We start from the raw sequence: 24,300 nt of genomic DNA, 5'->3' as shown, positions 1-24,300 counted from the left end.
ACATCAGCATTGGTCCGCGAGAATCCTCATCTCAGGAGGCACGAGGTCATAACTGGGCGGCACACCCTGCTGATGAAACCTGCATCGTCGGTGATGAGGAAAACCACGCTGTCGCGATCTCCGCTGGCTCGCGAGGCGATTGACGGGAATATGCGGCAGCATGTTTTTGTCCACCATATCCTTCGGCACCGCCTGTGCCACCTCGGCGTTCTGACGCGTCCCACTGCTCGCTATTTCGCGACCCGCTCTTCACCCTTCTTGCTCACGTGCCAAATGTGGATGTGATAATGGGGCTTATCGAGTCCAGGGTGACCGGAATTGAAGTAGAAGGTTACGTGGTCGCCCTTTCCGGCGAGGCCTTCAAGATCGAAGTGTTTCCGATTCTCAAGGTCCTCGATGGGGAGCATGTAGATCGTGCTGCTCAGTCTGCCCCGGCGGTCGAAAGCACGGTACGGTCCGTTCGGGAGTTTTTCGGGCTGAACGTAAAGCGCACCGATTCCGGGAAAGAAGGGCGGAAAATTCACGAGCGAGCTCACCTTCTTATATCCTATGCGCTCGCTCTTCCTTCTGTCGCTTATGTGCACCGCCACTCGTTTCGGCCTGCGCGTGCGCATGTAGATCGTCCTGCTCAGTCCGTCCCCAAGGTCGAAAGCACGGCACGGTCCGCCCGGGAGCGCCTTGGGCTGGCCGTAAAGCGTGCCGATGTTGGGGACGAAGGGCGGAAAATTCACGAGCGAGCCCAGCTTCTTATATCCCAGGCGATCGCTCTTCTTGTCGCTGATGTCCAGCGCCACTCGTGCAGGTGGACTGCGCGTGAGGGTTTCCGTTTTGCCTGCTGTCTGCGCGTTCGCCGCAAGAGGCATAGCGAGGATGGCCAGAAATCCGATGGCAGATGCATGCGTCATCATTGTCATGACCCCTTTCCATTGCTGCTCGTAGGCCGCCCTATAACGGATGTGAGATCGATCAACGGCCTCTCCCCTCCCGCCACCAACGTAGGAAATCCTTAAACAAGCGTTCGCGCTCGGTGGCGGAAGGAACGATGCCCGACTGATCCAAGTACCGTTCAAACTCCGCGCGCGACTCGGCATCGGGTGCCGCTAATCGGCGCTGCTTCAGCCAGCGTTCCGCGGGAGCGAAGCGGGTCCACCCGGGTAACACCGCGGCAAGATTGATCTCTTTCCATTTGGGGTGCCGCGCTGGATTCTCAAACTCCGAAATACGCGAAAAGAACGCGTTGACGAACGTCTCCAAGCGTTGGTAGCGCTCGCTTGTCCGAGGCGCGTTGTAAGCAATGAGGACCGAACCAACCGCAAGCGTGGCGATGCGCTCGTCAGTAGCGATCAGGTTCGGGTAATCCTGGTGGGTGAAAGTCGCCGGCAGATAGTCCTCTTCCAAGGATGATGTGTATGGCACCGGAACGAGATGGAAGCCGTCCTCGCGCGCGTATCGTTCAAGCCAACGAGCGGGCTTGCCTGTGATGAACACCGTGGCCGCGATGTCGCCGCTCCGCATGCCTTCAACAGCTGCATTCTGATCAATATTGATTTCTGTCGCTTTCAGGCCCAGTCGACTGAGGATGTCCCGCGCCAGGATGTCCGTACCGCTATTCTCCTCACCAACGTTGACGCGTCTTCCTGCGAGGTCGGCAAAGGTGCGGATCTCTCGGCGAGCAAGGACGTGGAGTTCTTCTTGGAAGAGCGGCGCGATGTAGACCAAGCTCTTGGAGATATCACCCAACTCTTTGCTGGCGCGCAGGCGGTCGAGCAAAATTTTGGGCGCAATGCCCATGTCGGCGCCAGCTAGGGTTAGCACGTCACGAACGTTCTGAATGCCGCCCTTTCCGACCATCGGCAGAATCCGCAATGCCACCTCACCTCTCGGACCAGTCTCCTGTCCGGTCGCGAGGACCATCGAGATCTCTTGCGCGATTGCAAAATCAGTTCCGTTTGGGCGGCCCGTCACGATCCCAACCGTATTTGGGTTAGGGGAGCGCTTGGCCTGTGCCAGTCGAGGCATGGTCTGCATTGGATAGGGCTGTGTCTGTGGTGCAGCTTCAGGCGCATTCGTTAGCGCGATCGACGGCACAGCCTGATGAAACATGCAGGCCAATAGCAAGAAAACAACTGTCGCCAGTCGCATTGGCACAAGCTTGCCATGCGGTCTAAAAGCTATCTTCCGATCCTCGACGATGGCAATGAAGATGCCTCTCAATCCTATGTTCATGGTAGGCTCCGTCTCGTCCGGCCGCGCCGCATGTGGTACTTTAGGCTGGCCAAGCTACTGCCTTCGATCAATCCGGCCCGCAAGGCGCGCCTCGCCGATGTTCGTGGCGCCTATTTCGTTGCCTCGATCCGCGTCCGCGAAAACTGGACGCTGATACCGGGTCATGTTGAACGCTGATTTGCACTCTAACGGTCGGCTCAGCCCACCGATACTACCTCTTTCGAGGTATTTGGTGAGGCCAGTGAACGTACCTTGTGTGATGCGCCTCGTTGCCCAGCTGAAGCTCTCTTAAAGGCCGCCGCCGTCATATTGGCGTGAAGCGACGATGTGGGGTTTGGGAGGAGAGCGGAGTCGCTCATCCCCGCCATTCTGAGAATGTCGCAGTTGGGTCAAATTCGGAAGTCCGAGCGTGCAACTCGGCAGTCCGCTTTACCCTCAAGAACATAGATCATCAGCCGGGCCTGTCAGGTTTCCGAAAAGTGCCGATACTGTTGCAAAAGTCGAAAGTTGCATCAGTCCAATTTTTTGGTGAAACCTTAAAACGCGAGGCGATCGACGATTCGGATAACCTCAATCGCGTTACCGAAGTCGCCTATGAGTTTAGCGTGAGGCGATGAGGTCCCCTCAGATCTCTACACGAAAATCGCGCCTGCGGCCCTCAGAATTTTTGACACCTTCGGCAAAACGACTTTTGCAACACAATCTGCCAAAGTCAGACATAGCCAAATCAGACATAGAATGGCTTTAGGCGAGTAGTCCGCGTTCTCCTTGGCCACCATGTCTATGTCGGTCATCGGCAGAAATCTTTTCAACCTTCAGTAGCCAAGTTCGGAAGTTTCAGCTATGTGCAGTAACGTGCATACGCGGTGGCATGTCCGCCCTCGGGAGGACATGGGGTCATGAGATTGTCGTCAAGCTTTGTCGCGCCCTCAGCCGTCGCTGTCGTGTCAACTATCTTGCTGTGCGGCCCGGCAACGTCGCAAACCGCAACAGGCGCCGCCACCCCACTTCCCAGCATCACGATCGTCGCGCCGAAGCAGGTAGCAAAGCCACAGAGGCCGCAGCAGACGGCAAGGCCACCACAGAGGCCGACGCAGGTGGCAAACACCGTTGCATCTCGCCCGACATCGCCAACTACTCAAACGTCATCGGCACCGCGAACCGCTCAAACGCCGTTGCCCGCGAAGGGTTCGACAATGGCGAAGTTTGCCGCGCTTGAGAAAACCTCCAGCAATTGCACCGATGGTTGCCAAACAAGTTTCAAGTACGGCAACCAACCCTGGAATGGATGCTCCACGACGGGGGGTGAATTTAATTTCTCGGCAACGTGCAGAAACGTAGGCAACTACAAAACCTACTTTGAGTGCAGGGACGCCAGAATGTTCTTGGGCGCGAGACAAGGTGAAGCCTGGTGGTATTGCAGCAGCCTGCTCGCCGGAGGGAAGTTGGCCGGGGAGAAGTATCAGGTCGCCGAAATCAAGCGATCAGGACGTCGGTAATAGCCCATACCGCCCGCTGGCTGTCCTTTCCGATGTCCGTGTTGGGTCGATTTTTGTTGTAAAAGTCTTTTTGGGGTGACGAACGAAAATTTTCAGGGGCGCTGACGCGTGTTGCACGTGGCGACGTGAGGGGACCACGTCGTTCCTCGGAAAAACGACCACGGACCTGCGTAGCGGCGTGATGTGGCTTCGCAACGTTACAGCTCTCTGAAAATCACCTTCGCGAGATTTTCGGGATCGTTCGATTTTCGACTTTTGCAACAAAATCGCTCACTTGCTGACATCGCGACTAGGCCGTCCAATGTCCGCTCTTCTCTGACCAGCAGACATTTGTCGGGACGGCGATCATGGCCGCTTAGTGCCAGAAGCGGAAAATGCGTTTACCGAGACCTGAGATCGAATACAGACTTCGTGGGTGCCGCTCCACGTTTACTTAAGATTAAGTTTCCTTAGAGAACAACCGTAAGGTGATGCGCCATGGGCGCACCGTATCGGAGAGGTTTTGACCATGAGTAATGACGTGCCGTGGTACGTAAGCTTGATCGTGTCTTTCCTTCCGCTCGTGCTCGCCTGCGGAGCGATCATGTGGCACGGTCGACAGATTAGAAGGTCCATGACAACCAGAGACGGCCGCTCTTTGGCGCAAATCTTCGATAATCTCGCGCAGGAGATGAAACGTGCCAGTGATCTCAGGGAAAACAGCAAGCAATAAAAAGCGCAGCAGGGCGTAGGGCGCGACTTCCCTTCTGGGTCAAATATTGGCGCGGATGGTATCATTGAATAGCAGCGGATCCTGCAGCACCACGCCGATGTTCCGGCGCAGCGAACTCTGCCTGACAGTACGGAGATCACGGCCGTCAAGGGTGATCCGGCCTTGCTGTGGTCGTAGAATCGCATCAGCAATGCCATCAGTGTGGTCTTTCCCGACCCGCTCGGCCCGACAATGGCTATTGATTGCCCGGGCGCGACATGCAGCGACACATGCTTGAGAACCGGGCGCGACGCCTGCTCATATCGAAATTGCACTTTCTCAAACCGGACGTCGCCCCGGATATCGCCGAAGTCCGTTGCGTCGGGAGGATCGCCCAGATGTTCCTGAATGCTGAGGATGGAGAATATCTCGTCCAGCGAAACGGCGGCCTTGCTGAGGCTGGAATAGACCCCGCTCAATCCCTGCACCGGAGCAAACAGGCCTCCGACGTAGCCTAGAAACGCAATCAATGTGCCTAACGTGACCTGCCCGTTCCATGCCAGGTAGCCTCCGACACCGATGGCCGAAAGCCGCGCGAGAGCGATCGAGAGATTGCTGGCGGCGCCGTAGCCCGCATCGGTCGCAACGCCGCGGACGACGACCTGGTTGGCGGCAGATACATCGCGCAGAAAGCGAGACTTCTCGGCATCTTCCATCGCAAAGCTGCGCACCACCACAATGCCGGACAGCACCTCGTTGAACCGGGAGTAGATGTGCGCCCAGCGGTCGAGCAGCGCCCGCTCCCGACGGGTCTGCTCAGGCCCGGCGTACATTGCGATCAATGCGGTATCGGCGCGAACATCAAGACGATCAGGGCGAGCCGCCAATCAAGGCTGAACATGATGGCGCCGACGACGCAGAGAAAGATCAACGACGGCAGGACATTGAACAGGATCAAGCTTACCGCGCTGGTAAACTCCTGGATGCTGCGGTCGAGCCGCATCATGATCGCGCCGACGCCTTCACTGCGCTGCATTCGCAACGGCATCTTGTGAAGCTTGCCTATCGTCGCCTCGAGTAGCGCGTATTGCGGGCCAATACGCGTACGCCAGGTCAGCCAGTTTGCGGTAGCGTCCAGACTCTCGCGCAGGAGTGCCAAGCCGCCCAAAGCAAAGCAACGATACTCAGCACCAGAATTTCTGCGCGATGGTTTGTCAGCTCATCGAACACCGTCTTGATGACGAGCGGCTCGACAGCATTGAGCGTGGCAACAGTAAGGGTGAGCGCCAAGATGATGCCGATCGCATGCTTCTGCGGTAGCGCAAACCGCACTGCCTGGTACAATCGTCTGGGTCTGCTCGGCGATAATTGTCCGGCAAAAAACGTCCCCTGTGAGTGATCGTCCAGGTTTCCACGTCTCTGCCCGAGCGTTGCCAGCAGCCGCCCAAATGTTCCTCGCCCAAGTGTCTCTCTCAAGCCAACAGGCATGATTGGCCCCCTGTAAGCTATCGAAATCCTGGAATGGGCGGGAAAAACGGATGCACCCACCGACGCGGCCCCTTCAGGTGACCGGGCCAGCTTGGAACTTTCGTCTGGCAGGCTCTTACTTACTGGACAGATGACCGATTGACGAACTTGTGAAACCGGCTCAGCTCTCCTGACTCGGTTCGGTCCTGATGCAGGAATGCCAGATCTTCCTTATCGAACTTCTCGAAGAACTCATCCCACCCGATCGGTTCCAGACTTTCGTCGCGCGGTTCGAAGTCGAGGCGAAGCACCCCCGGCTCGCCACCCTCCTTCGTTCGTTTGACGGTGGCCGGCGTGCCGCCACGTTCCTCGGCCCAGCGCCTGATACTCTCATGGTCCGTCGTAGTCTTGCCATTGGACATAGCTCGTCTCCTCGCTCACGTCCTTCTCGAATCCCGTCCGGTGCGCGGGCGTCGCTACACTCTAATTCGATGACGGCAGCAAGCGTTCCAGACACCAAATCACCTGGTGGGAGTTGCCTCTGAGGGTCAGCTCCACCTTATTTGTGATCCTGCTGCTGCCACATCCTCAGCTTCTTCCTCTGCCGGCCTCTTCATCTTCATCTTCTTCATCTTCATCTTCCTCATCATCTGCTTCATCTTCATCCTGTCGCTGTTATCGGCATCATCTTCTTCCGATCATCTAGAAAGAGATCGCTTGACGCCGCCAAGCAGGAACAAACAATCACATGCCCGCATTACGGATTGCAGAAACCGTCTCCAGCGACATGGCCTGCAAATGCAACAGACATCCCTCTCTCAAAAGGTTCGCGTGGGCATCGTCGGTGTTGGCAACTGCGCTTCCTCATTCGTGCAGGGCCTCACTCACTACGCCGATGCCCATGCCAACGAGCCGCTTGCCGGCCTGATGAACATCGACCTCGGCGGTTACCATATCCGGGATATCGAGATAGCTTCTGCGTTCGATGTGAACGCGAAGAAGGTCGGACGGGATGTATCGGAGGCGATCTACACTGCACCCAACAACACATTCCGCTTCGCCGACGCCAAACCGACCGGCACCACCGTCGAGCGCGGCCCTACGATGGACGGACTGGGCCGCTATCTTCGTGAAGAGATCGAGGAATCGAACCTGCCGGTGGTTGATGTCGCCGAGCGGCTGGCAAGCACCCGCACCGATGTGCTCGTATCCTATCTACCGGTCGGCTCGCAGCGCGCCAGCGAATGGTACGCAAACTGCGCACTGGAGGCCGGATGCGCCTTTGTCAATTGCATCCCCGTGTTCATTGCGTCCAACCCGCTCTGGCGCAGCAAGTTCGAAAGCCGCGGACTTCCCCTTATAGGCGACGATGTAAAGAGCCAGGTTGGCGCAACCATTCTGCATCGCATGCTGGTCAACCTCTTTCGTGAGCGCGGCGTTCGGCTCGACCGCACCTACCAACTCAACTTCGGCGGAAACTCCGATTTCAGGAATATGCTCGAACGTGAGCGTCTGGAATCGAAGAAGATCTCGAAAACCCAATCCGTGCTCAGCCAACTCGACGTGCCGCTGCCCGATGGCGGCATTCATGTCGGTCCGAGCGACCACGTGCCGTGGCTCGCCGATCGCAAGTGGGCCTACATCCGGCTGGAGGGCACCACCTTTGGCGACGTTCCACTCAATCTCGAGATGAAGCTCGAAGTCTGGGATTCGCCCAACTCTGCCGGGGTCGTCATTGACGCCGTGCGTTGCGCCAAGCTTGCGATCGATCGCGGCATTGGCGGAGCGCTGGTAGGTCCGTCGAGCTATTTCATGAAGTCACCGCCACAACAGTTTTCGGACCACGAGGCTCGCGAGAGAACTCTGGGCTTCATCGCAGGGACCGGTTGAGTCGGATTCCGCCATGACGAAATTCTCACTGATCAGACACGGAGTTCATGACGTGGTCGATCACATCCTAGTCGGGCGCATGGCGGGCGTGCGGCTGAACAGCCGAGGGCGCGACCAGGCCCGGCGGATCGCCGATATCTTTGGCAGTAGCGACGTCAGGACGGTTCACTCAAGCCCTCAGACGCGGGCGCTGGAAACGGCGGAGCCGCTGGCGCAACGGCTCGGACTTGCCGTCCAAATCTGCGCCGGCATTGACGAACTGGACGTCGGGGCATGGACTGGGCGCTCCTTCGCATCGCTCCATGACGATCCCCTGTGGGGTCAGTGGAACACGAAGCGAGGTCGCGTCCGCCCGCCGAACGGTGAAAGCATGCTGGAGCTACAGGTGCGCGCCGTAGACCATCTGAACAAAATCGCAGCGTCGTTGCCGGATGGCCATATCGCGTTGTGCAGTCATGCCGAAGTCATCCGCGCCATTGTTCTGCACGCTTTGAGCTTGCCCCTCGACGACTATCACCGCCTCGACATCGCTCCCGCCACGATCAGCACCATCTCAATCGGTCGAGGCGGCACTGAAGTCATTGCATTGAACCAGCCGGTCGTATCATGAAGCTCGTCATCTTCGGTCTTACATTCAGCTCGTCATGGGGAAACGGTCATGCGACGCTCTGGCGCGGGCTGTGTTCTGCGCTGATCCGGCAAGGACACGAGGTCGTCTTCTTTGAGCGCGACACGCCGTACTATGCGATGAATCGCGACCTCTTCGCCCTGCCCGGCGGCGAACTCGTCATCTACGCCGACTGGAGCTCTGTCCAGTCGAAGGCCCAGCGCGAAGTACGTGAGGCAGACGCTGCGATTGTGACATCCTATGCCGCTGACGCCCTAGCAGCGACCGACCTCATCATTTCCGCAAGCCGGACACTCAGCGTCTTCTATGATCTCGATACGCCGGTCACGTTGTCGCGGCTTCGTCGCGGCGATACCATCCCCTACATCGGCGAACGAGGGCTCGCAGACTTCGATCTCGTCCTGAGCTACACCGGTGGCGCGGCACTTGACGCGCTTCGCGACGAGCTCGGCGCGCGTCAGGTCGTTCCGCTTTACGGTCACGTCGATCCGGACGTGCACCGCCCTCTCGAAGCGGCATCCCTGCGTCAGTTCACTTTGTCATACCTCGGGACCTACTCCGCAGATCGACAGGATGCCCTCGAGGCGCTGTTCAACGCTCCCGCAAGAGCGCGACCTGACCTTCGTTTCGTGATCGGTGGCGCACAATATCCGCAGGACTTTCCCTGGTGCCCGAACATCTTCTTCGTTCATCACCTGCCTCCGACCGATCACCCGGCATTCTATGCCTCGTCTCGCCTCACGCTGAACGTGACCCGCCGACCCATGGCCGATCTGGGCTGGTGCCCGTCCGGACGGTTGTTCGAAGCCACTGCCTGTGGTGTGCCGGTTCTTTCCGACGCCTGGGCAGGGCTGGAGACATTCTTCACCCCCGGGGATGAAATCCTGGTCGCTCGCGATACTGCCGACGCGCTTGCCGCGATCGAGCTTTCCGACGCGGAACTCGAGCGCGTGGCCAGCGCCGCGCGTGAGCATACGCTTGCCGCGCACACGTCGGAGCAGCGCGCCCACGAACTGATCGCCGCGGTATCCACGACACTGATCTCACCGCCGCGTGAAATGGAGCAGGTATAGCCATGTGGGGTATTGTGCCCGCAGCAGGACGTGGAAGCCGGATCCAGCCGCTTGCGTTCTCAAAGGAATTGCTGCCGGTCGGCAGCCGCACCGAAGGCGGCGTCGAGCGGCCCTGCGCCGTCAGCGAGTATCTCGTCGAACGCATGGTTTGCGGCGGCGCGGACAGGATCTGCTTCGTCATCTCTCCCGGCAAATCCGACATCATGGAGTATTTCGGGGCGAGCTACGGCTCCACGCCCATCGTGTACGTCGTGCAGGAACAGCCAATCGGGCTTTGCGACGCGGTGTTCGCGGCGCGGCCGATCGTCGACTGCAACGCGCCCGTTGTCATCGGCTTGCCTGACACCGTCTGGTTTCCTGAAAACGGGCTCGCCGAACTGCCCGATGACGTCTTGTCTTTCCTGCTGTTTCCAGTTGAACGGCCCGAATTCTTCGACGCTGTTGTTCTCGATCAAGACCAGGTGCGGGAAATCCAGGTCAAGCAATCTAGCCCCGACTCGAACTGGATCTGGGGCGCCTTCAAGATGCCAGGAGACGTGTTCGAAGAGCTTAGGCAGCTATGGCTGGCGCGAAACCGAACGGACGAATATTTCGGCACGCTGGTGAATGCCTACCTCGCCCAGGGAGGCAAGGCCGCCGCGGTGAAAGCGGGCCAGGCGTATGTCGATGTCGGAACCCTGCACGGCTATCGAGCCGCCATAAGCCTGCTCGAGGAGATCCGGGGCAAGTCGCGATCGGACAGCGGCGTTGCCGCGGCCCTGCCTCATATGCGGCGCGACAGCAACCCGCTTGCACACGAGGTTCGGACGTGATGAGCACCCGGCAATTGACGACGGAAGACATCCAGCTGCGGATCGAGCAGCTCGGGCCATGGTTCCACAACATCGAGCTCGGCGGCGTCTGCACGGCGCCGATGCATTTCCTCGGCGACTACCCTGCGGTGAAGTGGCGCCGATTTGCGCAGGCAATCATACCGGAGATCGAAGGCCGCACCGTTCTCGATATCGGCTGCAACGCCGGCTTCTATTCACTCGAAATGAAGCGGCGTGGAGCAACACGCGTGCTCGGCATCGATACGGATGAGGATTATCTGCGCCAGGCGCGCTTTGCTGCGGAAGTCAGCAGCCTCGACATCGAATTTCGCAACATCTCCGTGTACGACGTCGGGACGCTTGGAGAACGGTTCGACATCGTGCTGTTTCTCGGCGTGCTCTACCATTTGCGTCATCCCCTGCTCGCGCTGGATCTGATTCATGAACATGCGGCAGGCGATCTGCTCGTCTTTCAATCGATGCTGCGTGGCAGCGCCGAAGTGGAGCAGTTGAAGCAGGATTATGGATTCTGGGAAGACGATCACTTCAATCGTCCCGGCTATCCCAAACTGCACTTCGTGGAACATCAATACGCCGATGATCCAACCAACTGGTGGATCCCCAACAACGCCTGCGTCGAGGCGATGCTGCGCAGCAGCGGGTTCAAGATAGAGCTGCACCCCGAGAACGAGGTCTATATCTGCCGACGGACCGAGGCTCCGCCGGGCGCCGGCGCGGTCTACCCGAAGAGAGGTCGCTCGACATGATCGAAGCCGTGATGATCTGGAACGAGCCGAACAACAAGTCGCATTGGGATCCCGAGATCGACCCCAACTGGGACCTGTTTGCCGAGATGGCGATCGGCGCCGGCAAGGCGATAGAACGGGTCAATCCCTCATTGCCACGCGTGCTCGGAGGCATCTCACCCATCGATCCGGCTTTTATTGCAAACATGATGGGAAAAGGCGTGCTCGACCATGTCGATGCAGTGGCCGTGCACGGTTTTCCGCTCGACTGGAATCTTTGGCAGATCGACGACTGGCCGGCCAAGATCCAGGAAATCAAAGCGATCACCGATCTGCCAGTCTGGGTGTCGGAAGTTGGCGTATCGAGCTTCGGCGCCGAGGAGGTGCAGGCTTGGGGACTTGATCGCACTGCGCCACTGCTGATCGGGCAAGCGCCGCGCATTCACTGGTACAGCCTTTATGATCTGCCGCGCGCGTGGCCGGCCACGACGCGACACAAGGAGGCGGAGGGCTCTTCGTACTACCGTCACTTTGCGATGGGTCTGTTACGGGAGGATGGATCGCCGAAGATGGCGGCCGAGCGCTTCCCGCGCCACGCACCTGCACTTGGCATCTGCCAGTGGTTTCATTTTGAGGATCACCGGCTCTACGAAGCCGTGGCGTGGATGAGACGGCTGGGCGTGCGGAGCCTGCGGACCGGCCTCTCCTGGGCCGACAGCTTTCGCCCCAACGCGCTCGACTGGTTTGACCGGCAAATGGACGCGCTATCGGAGTTCGACGTTACGATCACCTATTGCTTCACGCCGGAACATCGCGGTATCGCACCGCACCACACGAGCGCGCCTCAGGTGCCGGAGGAGTTCGCCGAATTTTGCGCCGCGATGACCGAACGGTATGCGCCGCCGAGGATTGCCGGGCACACATCCTTCAGATCGGCAGTCGCCGAGCAGACGGGAGCCGCGCAATGACCGCCATGGCAGTCACCGAGCGACATCCAGCACCACAACGTGCAACAGGCGAGGCACTTCTCAAAGTCCTCGCCGATCCTAAGCGCCCTCACGCCCCGGCAGATGACGTTGCCGTCATCGTCGCCCATCCCGACGACGAAACCATCGGCTGTGGAGCTCAGCTTCACCGACTTGATAACGTGACCGTGGTCGTCGCGACAAACGGCGCACCGCGTGACGGCGTAGATGCCCGGGCGCACGGTTATGCCAGCCCGACCGCTTATGCGGCGGCCCGCGAGCGCGAGCTTTGCAACGCGCTGGGTCTGGCGAATCTGCCGGCAAGCAGGATCGTCGAGCTCGGCTTCTCCGATCAGACCACCGCATTTCGTCTCGCCGATCTCGCGCGCGCGATCCATGTTCTCGTTGCGGCGCGTGACATCAAGGTCGTTCTCTCGCACGCGTTCGAAGGAGGACACCCGGATCATGACGCCACGGCATTCGCGGTGCATGCGGTCGCCGCACTAAGGCGGCGCCATAGGCAGGCGCTCGATATGATCGAGATGCCGTTCTATCACCGGGAAGACCACGGCTGGACGACACAGCGCTTTTCGCGCCATCCGAGACGGCCCGCTATTGCGGTCCGACTGAATGCTGCGGAACGGGACTGGAAGCGCCGCATGGTTGCGGCGCACACGACCCAGCGTGCGATCCTGTCGGCCTTTGATTCCGACGTTGAACGCTTCCGATTGGCGCCTGCCTACGATTTCCACTCGCTGCCCAACCGGGGAAAGCTGCTCTACGAGCAGTACAATTGGGGGCTCACCGGCAACTCCTGGCTCATGCTGTCCCGTTCCGCGCTGATCGAACTTGGCCTGGCAGGCGAACGATGGTTCTGACGGTACTCAATGTCGCATATCCCTTTGCTCCGGTCGGCCCCAATTCGGTTGGCGGTGCGGAGCAAGTGGTTCATCAGCTCGATAAGGCGCTGGTTAATTCCGGTCATCGTTCGATCCTGATCTCGTGCGAGGGGTCTGAGGCCGCCGGCATTCACATATCGGTTCCTCGCGTATCGGGCGATTTGCATCAGGTCGAGATCGAGGCTGCGCAGTACCGACACCGCCACGCCGTCGCGCTCGCCCTAGCGCGCTGGCCAATCGATATTGTCCATCTGCATGGTGTCGACTTCCATGCCTACCTGTCGCGAGACGGCCCGCCTGTGCTCGTGACCCTTCATCTCCCGATCGATTGGTATCCGGCGGAAGCTCTCAGGCCAGGTCGGCCGAATGTGTGGTTCAATTGCGTCTCGCGATCTCAGCATGCAGCCTCGGCGCCCAATCCGCACATGCTGGCTCCCATCGAGAACGGAGTTGCAGACCACTTCTTTGCCGCCAGCGGCGCAAAGCGCAATTTTGCCTTGATGCTCGCGCGCATATGCCCGGAAAAGGGCATCCATCTTGCCATCGAGGCCGCCAAGCGAGCAGACATGCCGCTTGTGATCTGCGGCGAAGTCTTTCCCCATGCGGCGCATCGGCGGTACTTCGAAACGACCATCAAACCGGCGTTGGATCGCCTGCGTCGCTTCGTCGGACCTGTCGGCCTCGCTCGCAAGCGCCGCCTGCTCGCGATGGCCAGATGCGTGCTCATACCCTCTCTTGCGCCCGAGACAAGTTCTCTGGTTGCGCGCGAGGCGCTTGCGTGCGGCACGCCGGTGATCGCGTCTGCCCGCGGCGCGCTTGCAGAAACCGTCGAACACGGCCGGACCGGTTTTCTCGTTCGCGATGAGGTGGAGATGGCCAAAGCCATCACGCAGGTATCGGCGCTTGACGGCGAGGCCTGCCGCCGTTCGGCACGTCAGCGATTTTCTCTTGAGCGGACGAACAGGAGCTATCTGTCGGTCTATGAAGCGCTCAGCCAAATGGTGGTGTCAGGTGCGGCATGACGGCTCCGTTCACATGTCGCGTGATTACGGACGTATCCGAGCTTGCGGCGCTCGCGCCGGAATGGTGGGAGTTGTGGCGGCAATCGCCGACCGCGACGCCATTCCAATCGCCGGCGTGGTTACTGCCGTGGTGGAATAATCTTTCGGACGGTGACGCTTGCGTTCTCGCTGTTCACTTCGATCGACGGCTGGTCGGACTAGCACCGTTCTGCTGCGAGCGCCGCCTGCGCGGACGGCTTGCTCGGCTGATGGGATTTCCCGTGACCGACTATCACGATTTTCTGATCGCCCCCAAGCTCGAGGAGCCCATACTGGCGCTGCTGAGTTCGCGTCTCGCCGACGTTGGCTTCTGGGACGTTCTGGAACTCACGGAGCTGCCGCCAGACGCTCACGCGCTCCGGATGGCAGTCCCGCCTGGCTGCGATGTGGCTAGCGCGTGCGCCAGTGCATGTCCGGTCCTAAACTTGCCAGGCACGCCTGACGAGCTGCCGCAGATATTGCCACCAAGAAAGCGTCGCGCACTTCGCACCGCCCACAATCGCGCGGCGCGGCGTGGCTCGCTCCAGGTCAAGGCGGCCGACCGCAACTCCGCCGTCGATGTATTCGAGTTACTTGTTGCGCTTCACCGGCATCGTTGGAACTCGCGCGGCGAGCCGGGTGTTCTTGCCGATTCCCGTGTGCAGCAATTTCATCGCGATGCGTTGCCGGACCTGATGGCCGCCAACCTTCTGCGCCTCTATCTCCTGCAAATCGATGGCCAACCCGCGGCAGCGTATTACGGTTTCATGCACCGCAATCAGGCCTATGGCTATCTCACCGGGTTCGACCCTGCCTACGCCTTCGAGTCTCCCAGCGTGGTCCTCCTCGAACACGTTATTTCGGAATCGATCTGCGAAGGCGCCCACAAGTTCTATTTTCTTCGCGGCCGGGAGCCATACAAATATGGATGGGGCGCGCGTGATAGCTGGAACGAATGCCGCGTGTTTCACCGCATCAGCGTCGACAGCCATGACATTGCACGACAAGCCTGACGATCTCATCGACGGACGGCTGCTCGAACCTGCGCTTCGCGGGGCGTACGGCCACACACCTGAAAACGTGGCCTTGGCGCTATTATTGATGGCCGCCTCTAGTGCGGACGAGGCCAACCGGGCACTCGATGCGGCGATCCACCATATCCGCCCCGATCGGCATGAGCGCAGCGAATCCGTAAGGCGGCTCCAGCGCATGCGCGCGCTCTGGGATCAAACGCCCGATGCATTCGCAAGCATAAAGGCCGTCATGCACTCGCTCGACCACCCTGGCGCGCGGGATCCGCACCCGTCACCCGAAACATGGGCAACGATCTTTGACGACGCTGTCGGCGTCTCACGCGAGGCAAGCGTCGCGCTCTATTGCCTTGGCCGCGCGGATCTGTTGCGTGCCGCGACCGACGAAATTGTCGAACGCATCCGCACGTGGAATCTGCTGCGGGCCGACGCCTGCGTGCTCGATGTCGGTTGCGGCAGCGGACGCATCGTCGAAGCGCTGGCCCGACACGTCAAAACAGCAATCGGCATCGACGTGTCTATGCACATGCTTCAGGCTGCGCGCGAGTGCTGCGCCACTTGCCCCAACACCGCCTTCGTTCGCACCTCCGGACAAGACCTGTCGGTCTTCCGGGACGAGTCCGTCGATCTGGTTTGTGCCGTCGATGTCTTTCCCTATTTCGTGATGTCCGATCTCGCGCAGCGCCACATCGGCGAGATGGCGCGTGTGCTGCGCCGCGACGGTCACCTGCTGATCCTGAACTATGCCTACAGCGACGACCCGAGAGCGAGCGGAAACGAATTGCGGCGTTTCGCGCAAGAAGCGGGACTAAGCGTGCGACACGGCGCGACGCGGGAATTCTCCCTCTGGGACGGCACGTGCTTCTTACTGCGGAAATCAAACCAGCAGGAACGTTCGATATGATCCGGAGTTGGCCCGCAACTGCCGTGCGAACGGAGAAGTGACGATGGCGCGCGCTCTTGTCCTGGTACTTGATTCCGTCGGTATCGGCGCAGCTCCGGACGCAGCCCATTACGGCGACGAAGGCGCGGACACCATAGGTCACATCGCCGATCTCTGCGCGCGTGGCCAGGCCGACCGCGCATCCCTGCGCGCAGGTCCGCTTCGGCTACCGAACTTGGTGGAACTCGGCCTCGGAGAGGCGTGCCGACTTGCGACCGGTCACGTGCCGCCCGGACTGCAGAGCGATACACATCCGATCGGACGGTATGGCTGCGCTGCGGAAATCTCAAAGGGGAAGGACACACCGTCGGGTCACTGGGAGTTGGCCGGCGTGCCGGTCCTGTTTGACTGGGGCTATTTTCCCCGCGAAGTTCCGTGCTTCGCGCCGAAGCTCATCTCGGCATTATGCCAGCAGGCCGACCTTCCCGGAATTCTCGGCAACTGTCACGCGTCGGGCACCGAAATCATCGCCGAGCTGGGCGACAAGCACATCAGGTCGGGCAAGCCGATTTGTTACACGTCGGCCGATAGCGTCTTTCAGATTGCTGCGCATGAGGACGCCTTTGGACTTGAGCGGCTCTACGAGCTCTGCACCGTCGCCCGCCGGCTGGTCGATCCACTTCGGATCGGACGGGTCATCGCTCGGCCATTCACGGGCTCGTCGGCGGAGGGTTTCGTTCGCACCGGAAACCGGCGCGACTACTCCGTACCACCGCCTAGCCCGACGGTCCTCGACCGCGCAACGCAGGCCGGTCGCTGCGTCCTTAGTGTCGGAAAGATCGGCGACATATTTGCACACAGCGGCACCGGACGCGTGCTCAAGGCCAACGGCAATGCCGCATTGTTCGACCGAACGCTTGAAGGGATAGCCGCCCTGCCCGACGGCGGGTTGTTATTTGCAAATTTTATCGATTTCGACAGCCTTTATGGGCATCGCCGTGATCCGGCCGGATACGCCGCCGCGCTGGAGGCTTTCGATGCACGCATCCCGGAGATCCGCCGGATGCTGCGCGAGGACGATCTCCTGGTTATCACCGCCGATCATGGTTGCGATCCGACCTGGCGAGGCACCGATCACACTCGTGAGCAGGTTCCCGTGCTGCTGTTTGGACCATCGCTGGTGGCCGGACCGATCGGCCGCCGCGAGACCTTCGCCGACGTCGCTGCCGCGGTAGACGAACATCTGGCGCTGGCGTCGGCATCGGCGGGAGCCCGACGCGATATGCTGCACAGTCGAGCGCCTGCGTTCTGACGAGGTCTCGGCCGCGACAACACTTTGTAGCGCAACCGGACCCGATCGCCGCTCGAGCGTGGCCTTGCCCGCCTCAACCATTTGAGGAGGCCATAGACTTCACGACTTCAGGAACAAACAAATTTTTTCCGCGTTCGACCAACGTGTGCTTCGCAAGCCAATGTCGGCTTTGCGACACAGCACGGACCGATCACAGGATCAGAGCATTTTCCTCGATGGCGCCATTCGGGTCCGCCAAGGTTAGCAACACAGTCGTTTCGGGAGAGGCGATGTCAAGGCGCGTTTTAATCACAGGAGGTGCCGGCTTCATCGGCTCCCACGTCACCGACCTTCTGCTTTCGTCCGGCTACTCGGTACGGGTTCTGGATTCGCTTGCCTCGCAGGTTCACCAAGACGGTACGCCTCCGAACTATCTTGACAAGGAAGCAGAATTGATTGTCGGCGATATCAGAAACAGAAGCGAGGTCGACCGGGCCCTTGCCGGCGTAGATGCCGTCGTTCACCTCGCCGCCGCAGTGGGCGTCGGTCAGAGCATGTACGAGATTGCTTCATACACTAGCACCAACGATCTCGGTACGGCCGTGCTTCTCGAAGCGCTCGCCTCTCGGCCGGTCGAGAAACTTGTTTGCGCCTCTTCGATGAGCATCTACGGCGAGGGTCTCGCCAGGCGCAACGACGGAACGACTGTCGCGCCGCAGCCGCGTCCTATCGAACAACTCCGTCGTGGCATCTGGGATGTTCTGGACAGCGATGGCACGCCGCTGACGCCGCTGCCAACTCCCGAAAGCAAGCAGCCCTCGCTGAGCTCGATCTATGCGCTCGGCAAGTACAATCAGGAGCGCCAGTGCCTGATCATCGGCGGGGCCTATGGCATTCCTACCGTGGCGCTGCGCTTCTTCAATGTCTACGGCCCGCGGCAGTCGCTGTCGAATCCATACACCGGAGTACTCTCGATCTTTGCGTCGCGGCTGCTCAACGACCGCCCGCCCCTGATCTTCGAGGACGGCAACCAATGCCGGGATTTTGTCCATGTCCAGGACGTCGCACAGGCTTGCAAGCTGGCGCTGGAGTGCCGCGACGGCGCCGACGACGTCTACAACATCGGTTCGGGCGAGTGCCGGAGCATCAGCTCCGTCGCCAGCGATCTGGCCCGCGTGACGGGGCGGCCGCGCATCGCTCCGCAGGTGACCGGCAAATATCGCGCGGGCGATATCCGCCATTGCTTTGCCGACATCGGCAAGGCCCGCAGTCGGCTTGGCTACGTTCCGAAAGTCGATTTCGAGGACGGGCTTGCCCGGCTCGCGCAATGGCTCGCGGGTCAGGCGGCCGTCGATTCGGTTGAAGCAGCTACGCGCGAGCTGGAGGAACGGGGGCTCGTGGCATGACCTTCGCCAGTCCCAGTATCAAGAGCGCTTCCGAACGCATCCTGGTAACCGGCGGCTGCGGATTTCTTGGCTGCAACATCGCCGCCGGACTTGCCGCGCGGGGGCGCAGCGTCGTGGCCATGGACAACCTGTCGCGACGGGGATCCGAAGAGAACGCGGAGTGGCTGAGGCAACGGTACGGTAACCGTGTTGCGATCGAGATCGCCGATACGCGCGACACGAACGCCGTCGACGCATTGGTTTCGGCGAGCACCGCCGTCATGCACCTCGCCGCTCAGGTGGCGGTCACCACCAGCCTTGAGGACCCGATCTCGGATTTCGAGATCAACGGGCGTGGCACCCTCAACGTCCTGGAGGCGATCCGCCGGCACAATCCGCGCGCGCCTGTCATCTTCGCATCGACCAATAAGGTCTACGGCAAGTTGCTCGATCCATCCGAGGTACGTCGCGTCGACGGCCGTTATGTGCCCGACGAGCCGCGGTTCGCCTATGGCGTGGCCGAGGACACCCTGCTCGACCTCTATAGTCCTTATGGATGTTCGAAGGGCGTTGCGGATCAATATGTCCGGGATTATGCGCGCGTCTTCGCCCTGCGCTCGGTCGTGCTACGGATGAGTTGCGTCTACGGCCCGCGCCAGTTTGGCAACGAAGACCAGGGCTGGATCGCGCACTTTCTGCTCCAGGCGATTCGGCGGCGGCCGATTACGGTCTACGGGGACGGTCACCAGGTCCGCGATGCGCTGTTTGTCGATGACGCGGTCAATGCCTGGATCGCAGCGCTCGATAACATCAACGGCATTTCCGGCCGGATCTTCAATCTCGGCGGCGGCCCCTCCAACGCGATCAGCCTGCGCGACGTGCTCGGCCTCATCGCCGAACTGCGCGACGATCGGCCGGATGTTCGCTACGCGGCTTGGCGTCCCGGTGACCAACCGTGGTACGTCTCCGACATTCGCGCAGTATCGCAGGCGGTCGACTGGGAACCACGGGTCCCGGTCCGGCAGGGTCTGCACCTCATCGAGCGCTGGCTGGACAGCCATATCGGCGCTGGCGGCGCCTCGTCCTCTGAATTGCTGGAGGCCCGCATATGACGGCCGCAGCTTTCCGCATGCCGCGCAGGACTCTCGCGGAGTTGAGGCCATGACGCCACCGTGTCGAGGCCTCCGTATCTTGATGACGACCGACGCCGTCGGCGGCGTTTGGGTCTACGCCTCGACGCTCGCGCGCGCGCTGTGTCAAATGGGAATGGAAGTGTCGTTGGTGACGCTGGGTCCCCCGCCACGCGGCGATCAACTCGAATCCATCGCCAGCATTTCCGGCCTGACGCTTGAAATCACCGATCTCACGCTCGAATGGCTTGATCCCGAGGGTCGGGATTTACATCGCGCCGCCGATCGGCTAGCCGCGATCGAGAACCGCGTGAAGCCGGACGTGGTGCATCTCAACAGCTATCGCGAAGCGATGAGCACCTGGCGTGCCCCCGTCCTCGTTGTCGCCCACTCCTGTGTACGCTCCTGGTGGCTTGCCTGTCGCGGCGAGGAGCCGGCCGAGCCGCGCTGGTTCGACTACATAGCCAACGTTCACGGGGGGCTGTCCGCTGCAGATCGGTGGATTGCACCGACGCATAGCTTTCGCGATAAGATAACCGAGCTCTACCGGCCGGAAAGTGCCGGCCTGGTAGTCCATAACGGCGTAGAGGCGCACGTTTCCCGCACAAGGAAGCAGCCATTCATACTCGCTGCCGGCCGGCAATGGGACGAAGCCAAGAACCTGTCAATCCTCGCCGACATCGCGCCGCGCCTGGCTTGGCCGGTCCGGACCAATGGACCTCTGGGCATTGGTCGCGACGATCGGCACGCGGAAAGCTCACCGGAGTTGTCGCATGCCGCGTTGCTCGAAACGATGCGATGCGCCTCGGTGCTGGCCTCGCCTGCCGTGTACGAGCCGTTCGGACTTACCGTGCTCGAGGCAGCGACGGCGGGTTGCGCGCTCGTTCTGTCGGACATTCCTACATTTCGCGAGCTTTGGGACGGAGCGGCATTGTTTGTGGAGCCACGCGACCGGGATGAGTGGCAGGCGGTGCTCGCCTGCCTGACGCACAACGACGCCCTGCGACACGACCTGCAGAAGCGCGCGACGCTGAGGGCGCGCCGTTACCGGCTGAAGGCAACGGCCGATGCGTATGCCGGGCTGTATCGCGAACTCGCAGGCAACGCCCGCACTGCCGCGCCGAGGCCCCACCGACAGCTGGCCGAGGTGCAACCATGAAGTTCGTGATGTTCTATCATTCGTTCGTATCGTGCTGGAATCACGGCAATGCTCATTTCCTGCGCGGCATCGCACGCGAACTTCTCCACCTCGGACACCAGGTCACGATCTACGAGCCGCGCGATGGCTGGAGCCGGCTCAACGCGTTACGCGACGGCGGTGAGGAATATTTTCGGGAAGCTGCGCAACTTGTGCCGGGTGCAGACCTCCGGACGTACGATCTGGCGACATTGGAGCTCGATCAGGCGATCGACCGGGCCGATGTCGTTGTCGTGCACGAATGGAACGACCCCTCTCTCATCGAGAGGCTCGGCACCAGACGCCGCAACGGCGGCCGTTTTCTTCTGCTGTTCCATGACACGCATCACCGTGCGGTGACGGCATCAAGCCAGATCGGCAACTTTCAGCTTGGCGACTACGATGCAATTCTCGCCTTTGGCGAGGTACTGCAGCAGCTCTACCAGCGCCTGGGTTGGGGCCGCAGGGCCTTCACCTGGCATGAGGCCGCCGATGTCGCGCTGTTTCGCCCACAGCCGGACGCGGCAAGGGAAATCGATCTGATATGGATCGGCAACTGGGGCGACGATGAGCGCGATCGGGAATTGCAGGAATTCCTCGTCCAGCCGGTCGTGGAAACCGGACTTAGAACGCAAGTGTTTGGCGTGCGCTATCCCGATGAGGTGCGTGAACAGCTGCGAACCACTGGCATCGAATTCCGCGGCTGGCTTCCCAACCACCGCGCGCCGGACGCATTTGCCCGCGCGCGCATGACCATTCACGTGCCCCGCCGCCCCTACGTCGAGACGCTGCCCGGCATTCCCACCATACGCGTATTTGAGGCTCTCGCCTGCGGAATTCCGCTGGTCAGCGCACCATGGAATGACGCGGAAGGGCTGTTTCCTCCGGAAAGCTTCGTCACGGTGAAGAACGGTAAAGCGGCGAGTGCAGCCCTCCGGGCGCTGGTGCAGGACGAGGATTTCGCCGCCGAGACTGCGCGCAGGGGCCTAGCGGCGATCCACGCGCGCCACACATGCGCCCATCGCGCGCAGGAACTGCTTCGCATCGTAGAGGTGCTCGGTGGGAAACGACATCCAGCGCGCGCCGATCTCAACCGCGCAACTGAACAAATGGTCTCATCATGAAGATCGCTTTTTTCGGATCGAGCCTGGTGTCGTCGTACTGGAACGGTGCTGCGACCTACTATCGCGGCTTGCTCAAGGCGCTCGCTGCGCTTGGCCAGGAGATCACTTTCTACGAGCCCGATGCGTTCGAGCGCCAGCAGCATCGCGATATTCCCGATCCGGATTGGGCGCGCGTGGCGGTCTATCCGGCGACCGACGACGGCTGGCGCCGCGCGCTGGAGGAAGCGGCGCGCGAAGCCGATTTGGTTGCCAAGGCGAGTGGCGTCGGCGTTTTCGACGAGGAGCTTGATTTGGCCGTGTCCGAACTCGCTCACACCGGATTGATGACCGCCTACTGGGACGTCGACGCTCCGGCGACGCTGGAGAGCATGACCATCGATCCCCTTCATCATCTACACCGGACGATTCCACGCCATGACCTGGTTCTCACCTATGGTGGAGGCGACCAGGTGGTTGAGCGCTACCGCCGCTTCGGCGCGCGCCAATGCGTCCCCATCTACAATGCAGCGGATCCCCAGACCCATCATCCCGCTCCGCGCCGGAATGACTATGCATGCGACCTCAGCTTCCTCGGCAACCGCCTTCCGGACCGCGAGGCGAGAGTCGAAGAATTCTTCCTTGCTCCCGCGCGAATGCTTCCCGGCCGCAAATTCCTGCTTGGCGGCGCGGGCTGGAACGATAAACCAGTGCCGGCAAACGTCACCATCGCAGGCCACGTCGGCAGTGGCGAGCACAACGCCTTCTTTTGCTCCGGGTTGGCCACGCTGAACATCAATCGCGACAGCATGGCGAAGATCGGCTTCTCCCCACCGACGCGCATCTTTGAAGCGGCCGCCGCCGGCGCATGCATCATCACCGATGCGTGGGACGGCATCGACGATTTCCTCAAACCTGGAACGGAGATCCTCGTCGCTCGCGACAGTAGGGATGTCGTCGAGCTCCTCGAAGGTTTGCGGCCTGAACAGGCGAAGCGCGTCGGCGAGGCCGCACGCCGGCGCATCCTGGATCAGCACACCTACATCCAGAGGGCACGGCAGGTTATGCAAGTCTTGAATCTCGCAATCAGCAGCAGAGAGGCAGCGGAATGAAGCTCGACATCGTGATGTTCGGACTTTCCATTACCTCCTCCTGGGGTAACGGTCATGCCACGACCTATCGCGCACTGATCAAGGCACTCGCTGCACGAGGCCACCGGATCACCTTCCTCGAGCGCAATGTGCCCTGGTATGGCGATCACCGCGATCTGTCGAGTTCGCCCCATTGCCGGATCAAGCTTTATGACTCGTTGCGGGACGTATCACAGCACTATAGCTCGATGGTGGCCGCCGCTGACGTCGTCGTGCTTGGCTCGTTCGTTCCCGATGGTGCCGCTCTGGGCGACTGGATCACCAGCATCGCTCGTGGCGTCACCGCTTTCTACGATATCGATACTCCGGTGACGCTGAGCCAGTTGGCGACCAACAGCTCGGAATATATCAGCCCCTCGCTCATTCCCCGTTTTGACCTCTACCTTTCGTTCACCGGCGGTCCGATCCTGCAATTAATCAAGGGAATGTACGGCAGTCCGCGGGCACGTGCGCTCTATTGCGCCGTAGACGTGGACGTTCACAAGCGAGTCAGAGTCCCGACGCAGTGGGCGCTGGGTTACATCGGCACCTACAGCGAGGACCGGCAGCCGCTGCTGGAGGAGCTTCTCCTGGAACCCGCCCGGCGCTTGCCGAAACACGACTTCGTCGTGGCTGGAGCGCAATACCCCAGCAGACTTACCTGGCCGAAGAACGTTCGGCACATCGAGCATCTGCCGCCGGGCTCACATTCGAAATTCTACTGCAGCCTCCGCTACACATTGAACTTGACGCGGCAGCACATGGCGGCGGCCGGATATTCGCCGAGCGTTCGGCTATTCGAAGCAGCAGCATGCGGCGTTCCGGTCATCAGCGATCGCTGGCCCGGGATCGAGGAATTCTTCGTCCCCGAACGCGAGATCCTTCTCGCCAGTAGCGCCAACGACGTCGTGAATATCCTTTCCCGATCCGGCGAACTGCAGCACCGCAAGCTTGCGGCCGCGGCGCGCGAGCGCGTGCTCAAGAGCCACACCGCTGAAATTCGCGCAGCCGAATTTGAAGGGTACATCAAGGAGGTGATCAGCCAGCCCGCAAACGCACCGTCGGTCGAAGCGGTATAGGCGGTCGAGATCCGGCGAGTTCTGACACTCGCTGCGATGACGCATGTCAACATTTTGACGTTCTCGGGGCGAAGTCACGCTCATTCAGGAACAGTCGAGCGCAATAATTGTTTGTACCTTGTAGCCACCAAGGCAAGCCGAGCAATTTCGAAAAACAC

24 protein-coding genes are annotated in these 24,300 nt (G+C 60.7%); 18 read left to right on the top strand and 6 right to left on the bottom strand.

Going from position 1 to position 24,300, the window contains the following annotated elements:
* Positions 1-230: 230 nt before the first annotated feature.
* Both IVA95_RS00615 and IVA95_RS00610 read right to left on the bottom strand, forming a co-directional pair.
* The gene (locus tag IVA95_RS00615) at positions 231-914 is read right to left on the bottom strand and encodes a hypothetical protein (protein ID WP_247508725.1); all 684 of its coding nucleotides are present in this window, start codon (positions 912-914) and stop codon (positions 231-233) included.
* A gap of 52 nt (positions 915-966) precedes the next feature.
* Positions 967-2,226, bottom strand: a complete 1,260-nt coding sequence (locus IVA95_RS00610; RefSeq protein ID WP_247508724.1) for a TAXI family TRAP transporter solute-binding subunit — start codon at positions 2,224-2,226, stop codon at positions 967-969.
* A 30-nt stretch (positions 2,227-2,256) separates the two neighbouring features.
* On the opposite strand from IVA95_RS00610, the gene IVA95_RS00605 reads away from it, so the two are divergent.
* The gene (locus tag IVA95_RS00605) at positions 2,257-2,403 is read left to right on the top strand and encodes a hypothetical protein (protein ID WP_247508723.1); all 147 of its coding nucleotides are present in this window, start codon (positions 2,257-2,259) and stop codon (positions 2,401-2,403) included.
* Between the two features lie 1,751 nt (positions 2,404-4,154).
* On the opposite strand, the gene IVA95_RS00600 is transcribed toward IVA95_RS00605, so the two are convergent.
* The 4 genes from IVA95_RS00600 to IVA95_RS00585 all read right to left on the bottom strand — a co-directional run bounded on the left by IVA95_RS00600 (position 4,155) and on the right by IVA95_RS00585 (position 6,305).
* A complete protein-coding gene (locus tag IVA95_RS00600; RefSeq protein ID WP_253075368.1) occupies positions 4,155-5,249 on the bottom strand; it encodes an ABC transporter transmembrane domain-containing protein in 1,095 nt (364 codons plus the stop codon).
* Between the two features lie 5 nt (positions 5,250-5,254).
* Complete coding sequence (locus tag IVA95_RS38650) at positions 5,255-5,452, bottom strand: ABC transporter transmembrane domain-containing protein (RefSeq protein ID WP_253075367.1); 198 nt, start codon at positions 5,450-5,452, stop codon at positions 5,255-5,257.
* A 77-nt stretch (positions 5,453-5,529) separates the two neighbouring features.
* Positions 5,530-5,760: a hypothetical protein gene (locus tag IVA95_RS00590; protein ID WP_247508722.1), complete on the bottom strand. Its 231-nt coding sequence runs from the start codon at positions 5,758-5,760 to the stop codon at positions 5,530-5,532.
* Positions 5,761-6,023: 263 nt separating this feature from the next.
* Positions 6,024-6,305, bottom strand: coding sequence for a hypothetical protein (locus tag IVA95_RS00585; protein ID WP_213249193.1), 282 nt, complete (start codon positions 6,303-6,305; stop codon positions 6,024-6,026).
* Between the two features lie 376 nt (positions 6,306-6,681).
* Here IVA95_RS00585 and IVA95_RS00580 point away from each other — a divergent pair, with 376 nt between their 5' ends.
* From IVA95_RS00580 to IVA95_RS00500, 17 genes are all read left to right on the top strand, one after another.
* Positions 6,682-7,773 (top strand): inositol-3-phosphate synthase, encoded by a 1,092-nt coding sequence (locus IVA95_RS00580; protein ID WP_247508747.1) that lies wholly within the window; start codon positions 6,682-6,684, stop codon positions 7,771-7,773.
* 13 nt (positions 7,774-7,786) lie between these two features.
* The gene (locus tag IVA95_RS00575) at positions 7,787-8,383 is read left to right on the top strand and encodes a histidine phosphatase family protein (protein ID WP_256470129.1); all 597 of its coding nucleotides are present in this window, start codon (positions 7,787-7,789) and stop codon (positions 8,381-8,383) included.
* Entirely contained in the window at positions 8,380-9,474 is a 1,095-nt protein-coding gene (locus tag IVA95_RS00570) for a glycosyltransferase (protein WP_247508720.1), read from the top strand. Before IVA95_RS00575 ends, IVA95_RS00570 begins: the two co-directional genes overlap by 4 nt.
* Positions 9,475-9,476: 2 nt before the next feature.
* On the top strand, positions 9,477-10,286 hold the full coding sequence (locus tag IVA95_RS00565; RefSeq protein WP_247508719.1) for a nucleotidyltransferase family protein: 810 nt from the start codon (positions 9,477-9,479) through the stop codon (positions 10,284-10,286).
* Positions 10,286-11,053, top strand: coding sequence for a TIGR04290 family methyltransferase (locus IVA95_RS00560; RefSeq protein WP_247508718.1), 768 nt, complete (start codon positions 10,286-10,288; stop codon positions 11,051-11,053). Before IVA95_RS00565 ends, IVA95_RS00560 begins: the two co-directional genes overlap by 1 nt.
* A complete protein-coding gene (locus tag IVA95_RS00555; RefSeq protein WP_247508717.1) occupies positions 11,050-12,000 on the top strand; it encodes a beta-xylosidase in 951 nt (316 codons plus the stop codon). The genes IVA95_RS00560 and IVA95_RS00555 overlap by 4 nt, the downstream gene beginning before the upstream one ends.
* Positions 11,997-12,875 (top strand): PIG-L family deacetylase, encoded by an 879-nt coding sequence (locus tag IVA95_RS00550; RefSeq protein WP_247508716.1) that lies wholly within the window; start codon positions 11,997-11,999, stop codon positions 12,873-12,875. Before IVA95_RS00555 ends, IVA95_RS00550 begins: the two co-directional genes overlap by 4 nt.
* Positions 12,866-13,918, top strand: a complete 1,053-nt coding sequence (locus IVA95_RS00545; RefSeq protein WP_247508715.1) for a glycosyltransferase family 4 protein — start codon at positions 12,866-12,868, stop codon at positions 13,916-13,918. The genes IVA95_RS00550 and IVA95_RS00545 overlap by 10 nt, the downstream gene beginning before the upstream one ends.
* Positions 13,915-14,949: a GNAT family N-acetyltransferase gene (locus IVA95_RS00540; RefSeq protein ID WP_247508714.1), complete on the top strand. Its 1,035-nt coding sequence runs from the start codon at positions 13,915-13,917 to the stop codon at positions 14,947-14,949. Before IVA95_RS00545 ends, IVA95_RS00540 begins: the two co-directional genes overlap by 4 nt.
* Complete coding sequence (locus IVA95_RS00535) at positions 14,933-15,871, top strand: class I SAM-dependent methyltransferase (protein WP_247508713.1); 939 nt, start codon at positions 14,933-14,935, stop codon at positions 15,869-15,871. Before IVA95_RS00540 ends, IVA95_RS00535 begins: the two co-directional genes overlap by 17 nt.
* A gap of 43 nt (positions 15,872-15,914) precedes the next feature.
* Positions 15,915-17,162: a phosphopentomutase gene (locus IVA95_RS00530; protein ID WP_247508711.1), complete on the top strand. Its 1,248-nt coding sequence runs from the start codon at positions 15,915-15,917 to the stop codon at positions 17,160-17,162.
* A 269-nt stretch (positions 17,163-17,431) separates the two neighbouring features.
* Positions 17,432-18,547, top strand: coding sequence for an NAD-dependent epimerase/dehydratase family protein (locus tag IVA95_RS00525; protein ID WP_247508710.1), 1,116 nt, complete (start codon positions 17,432-17,434; stop codon positions 18,545-18,547).
* Positions 18,544-19,638, top strand: coding sequence for an NAD-dependent epimerase/dehydratase family protein (locus IVA95_RS00520; RefSeq protein WP_247508709.1), 1,095 nt, complete (start codon positions 18,544-18,546; stop codon positions 19,636-19,638). The genes IVA95_RS00525 and IVA95_RS00520 overlap by 4 nt, the downstream gene beginning before the upstream one ends.
* A gap of 82 nt (positions 19,639-19,720) precedes the next feature.
* Positions 19,721-20,815, top strand: coding sequence for a glycosyltransferase family 4 protein (locus tag IVA95_RS00515; RefSeq protein WP_247508708.1), 1,095 nt, complete (start codon positions 19,721-19,723; stop codon positions 20,813-20,815).
* Positions 20,812-21,957 carry a glycosyltransferase gene (locus IVA95_RS00510; protein ID WP_247508707.1) on the top strand — a complete coding sequence of 382 codons (1,146 nt, stop codon included), beginning with the start codon at positions 20,812-20,814 and terminating at the stop codon, positions 21,955-21,957. Before IVA95_RS00515 ends, IVA95_RS00510 begins: the two co-directional genes overlap by 4 nt.
* On the top strand, positions 21,954-23,045 hold the full coding sequence (locus tag IVA95_RS00505; RefSeq protein ID WP_247508705.1) for a glycosyltransferase: 1,092 nt from the start codon (positions 21,954-21,956) through the stop codon (positions 23,043-23,045). The genes IVA95_RS00510 and IVA95_RS00505 overlap by 4 nt, the downstream gene beginning before the upstream one ends.
* A complete protein-coding gene (locus IVA95_RS00500; RefSeq protein ID WP_247508704.1) occupies positions 23,042-24,142 on the top strand; it encodes a glycosyltransferase in 1,101 nt (366 codons plus the stop codon). The genes IVA95_RS00505 and IVA95_RS00500 overlap by 4 nt, the downstream gene beginning before the upstream one ends.
* Positions 24,143-24,300 lie beyond the last annotated feature (158 nt).

Origin of the sequence: Bradyrhizobium sp. 157 (assembly GCF_023073815.1) — a bacterium.
In the GTDB taxonomy this organism is placed as follows: Bacteria; Pseudomonadota; Alphaproteobacteria; order Rhizobiales; family Xanthobacteraceae; genus Bradyrhizobium.
The sequence above is the reverse complement of the archived record's forward strand: the minus strand, read 5'-3'. Positions and strand labels throughout refer to the sequence as shown.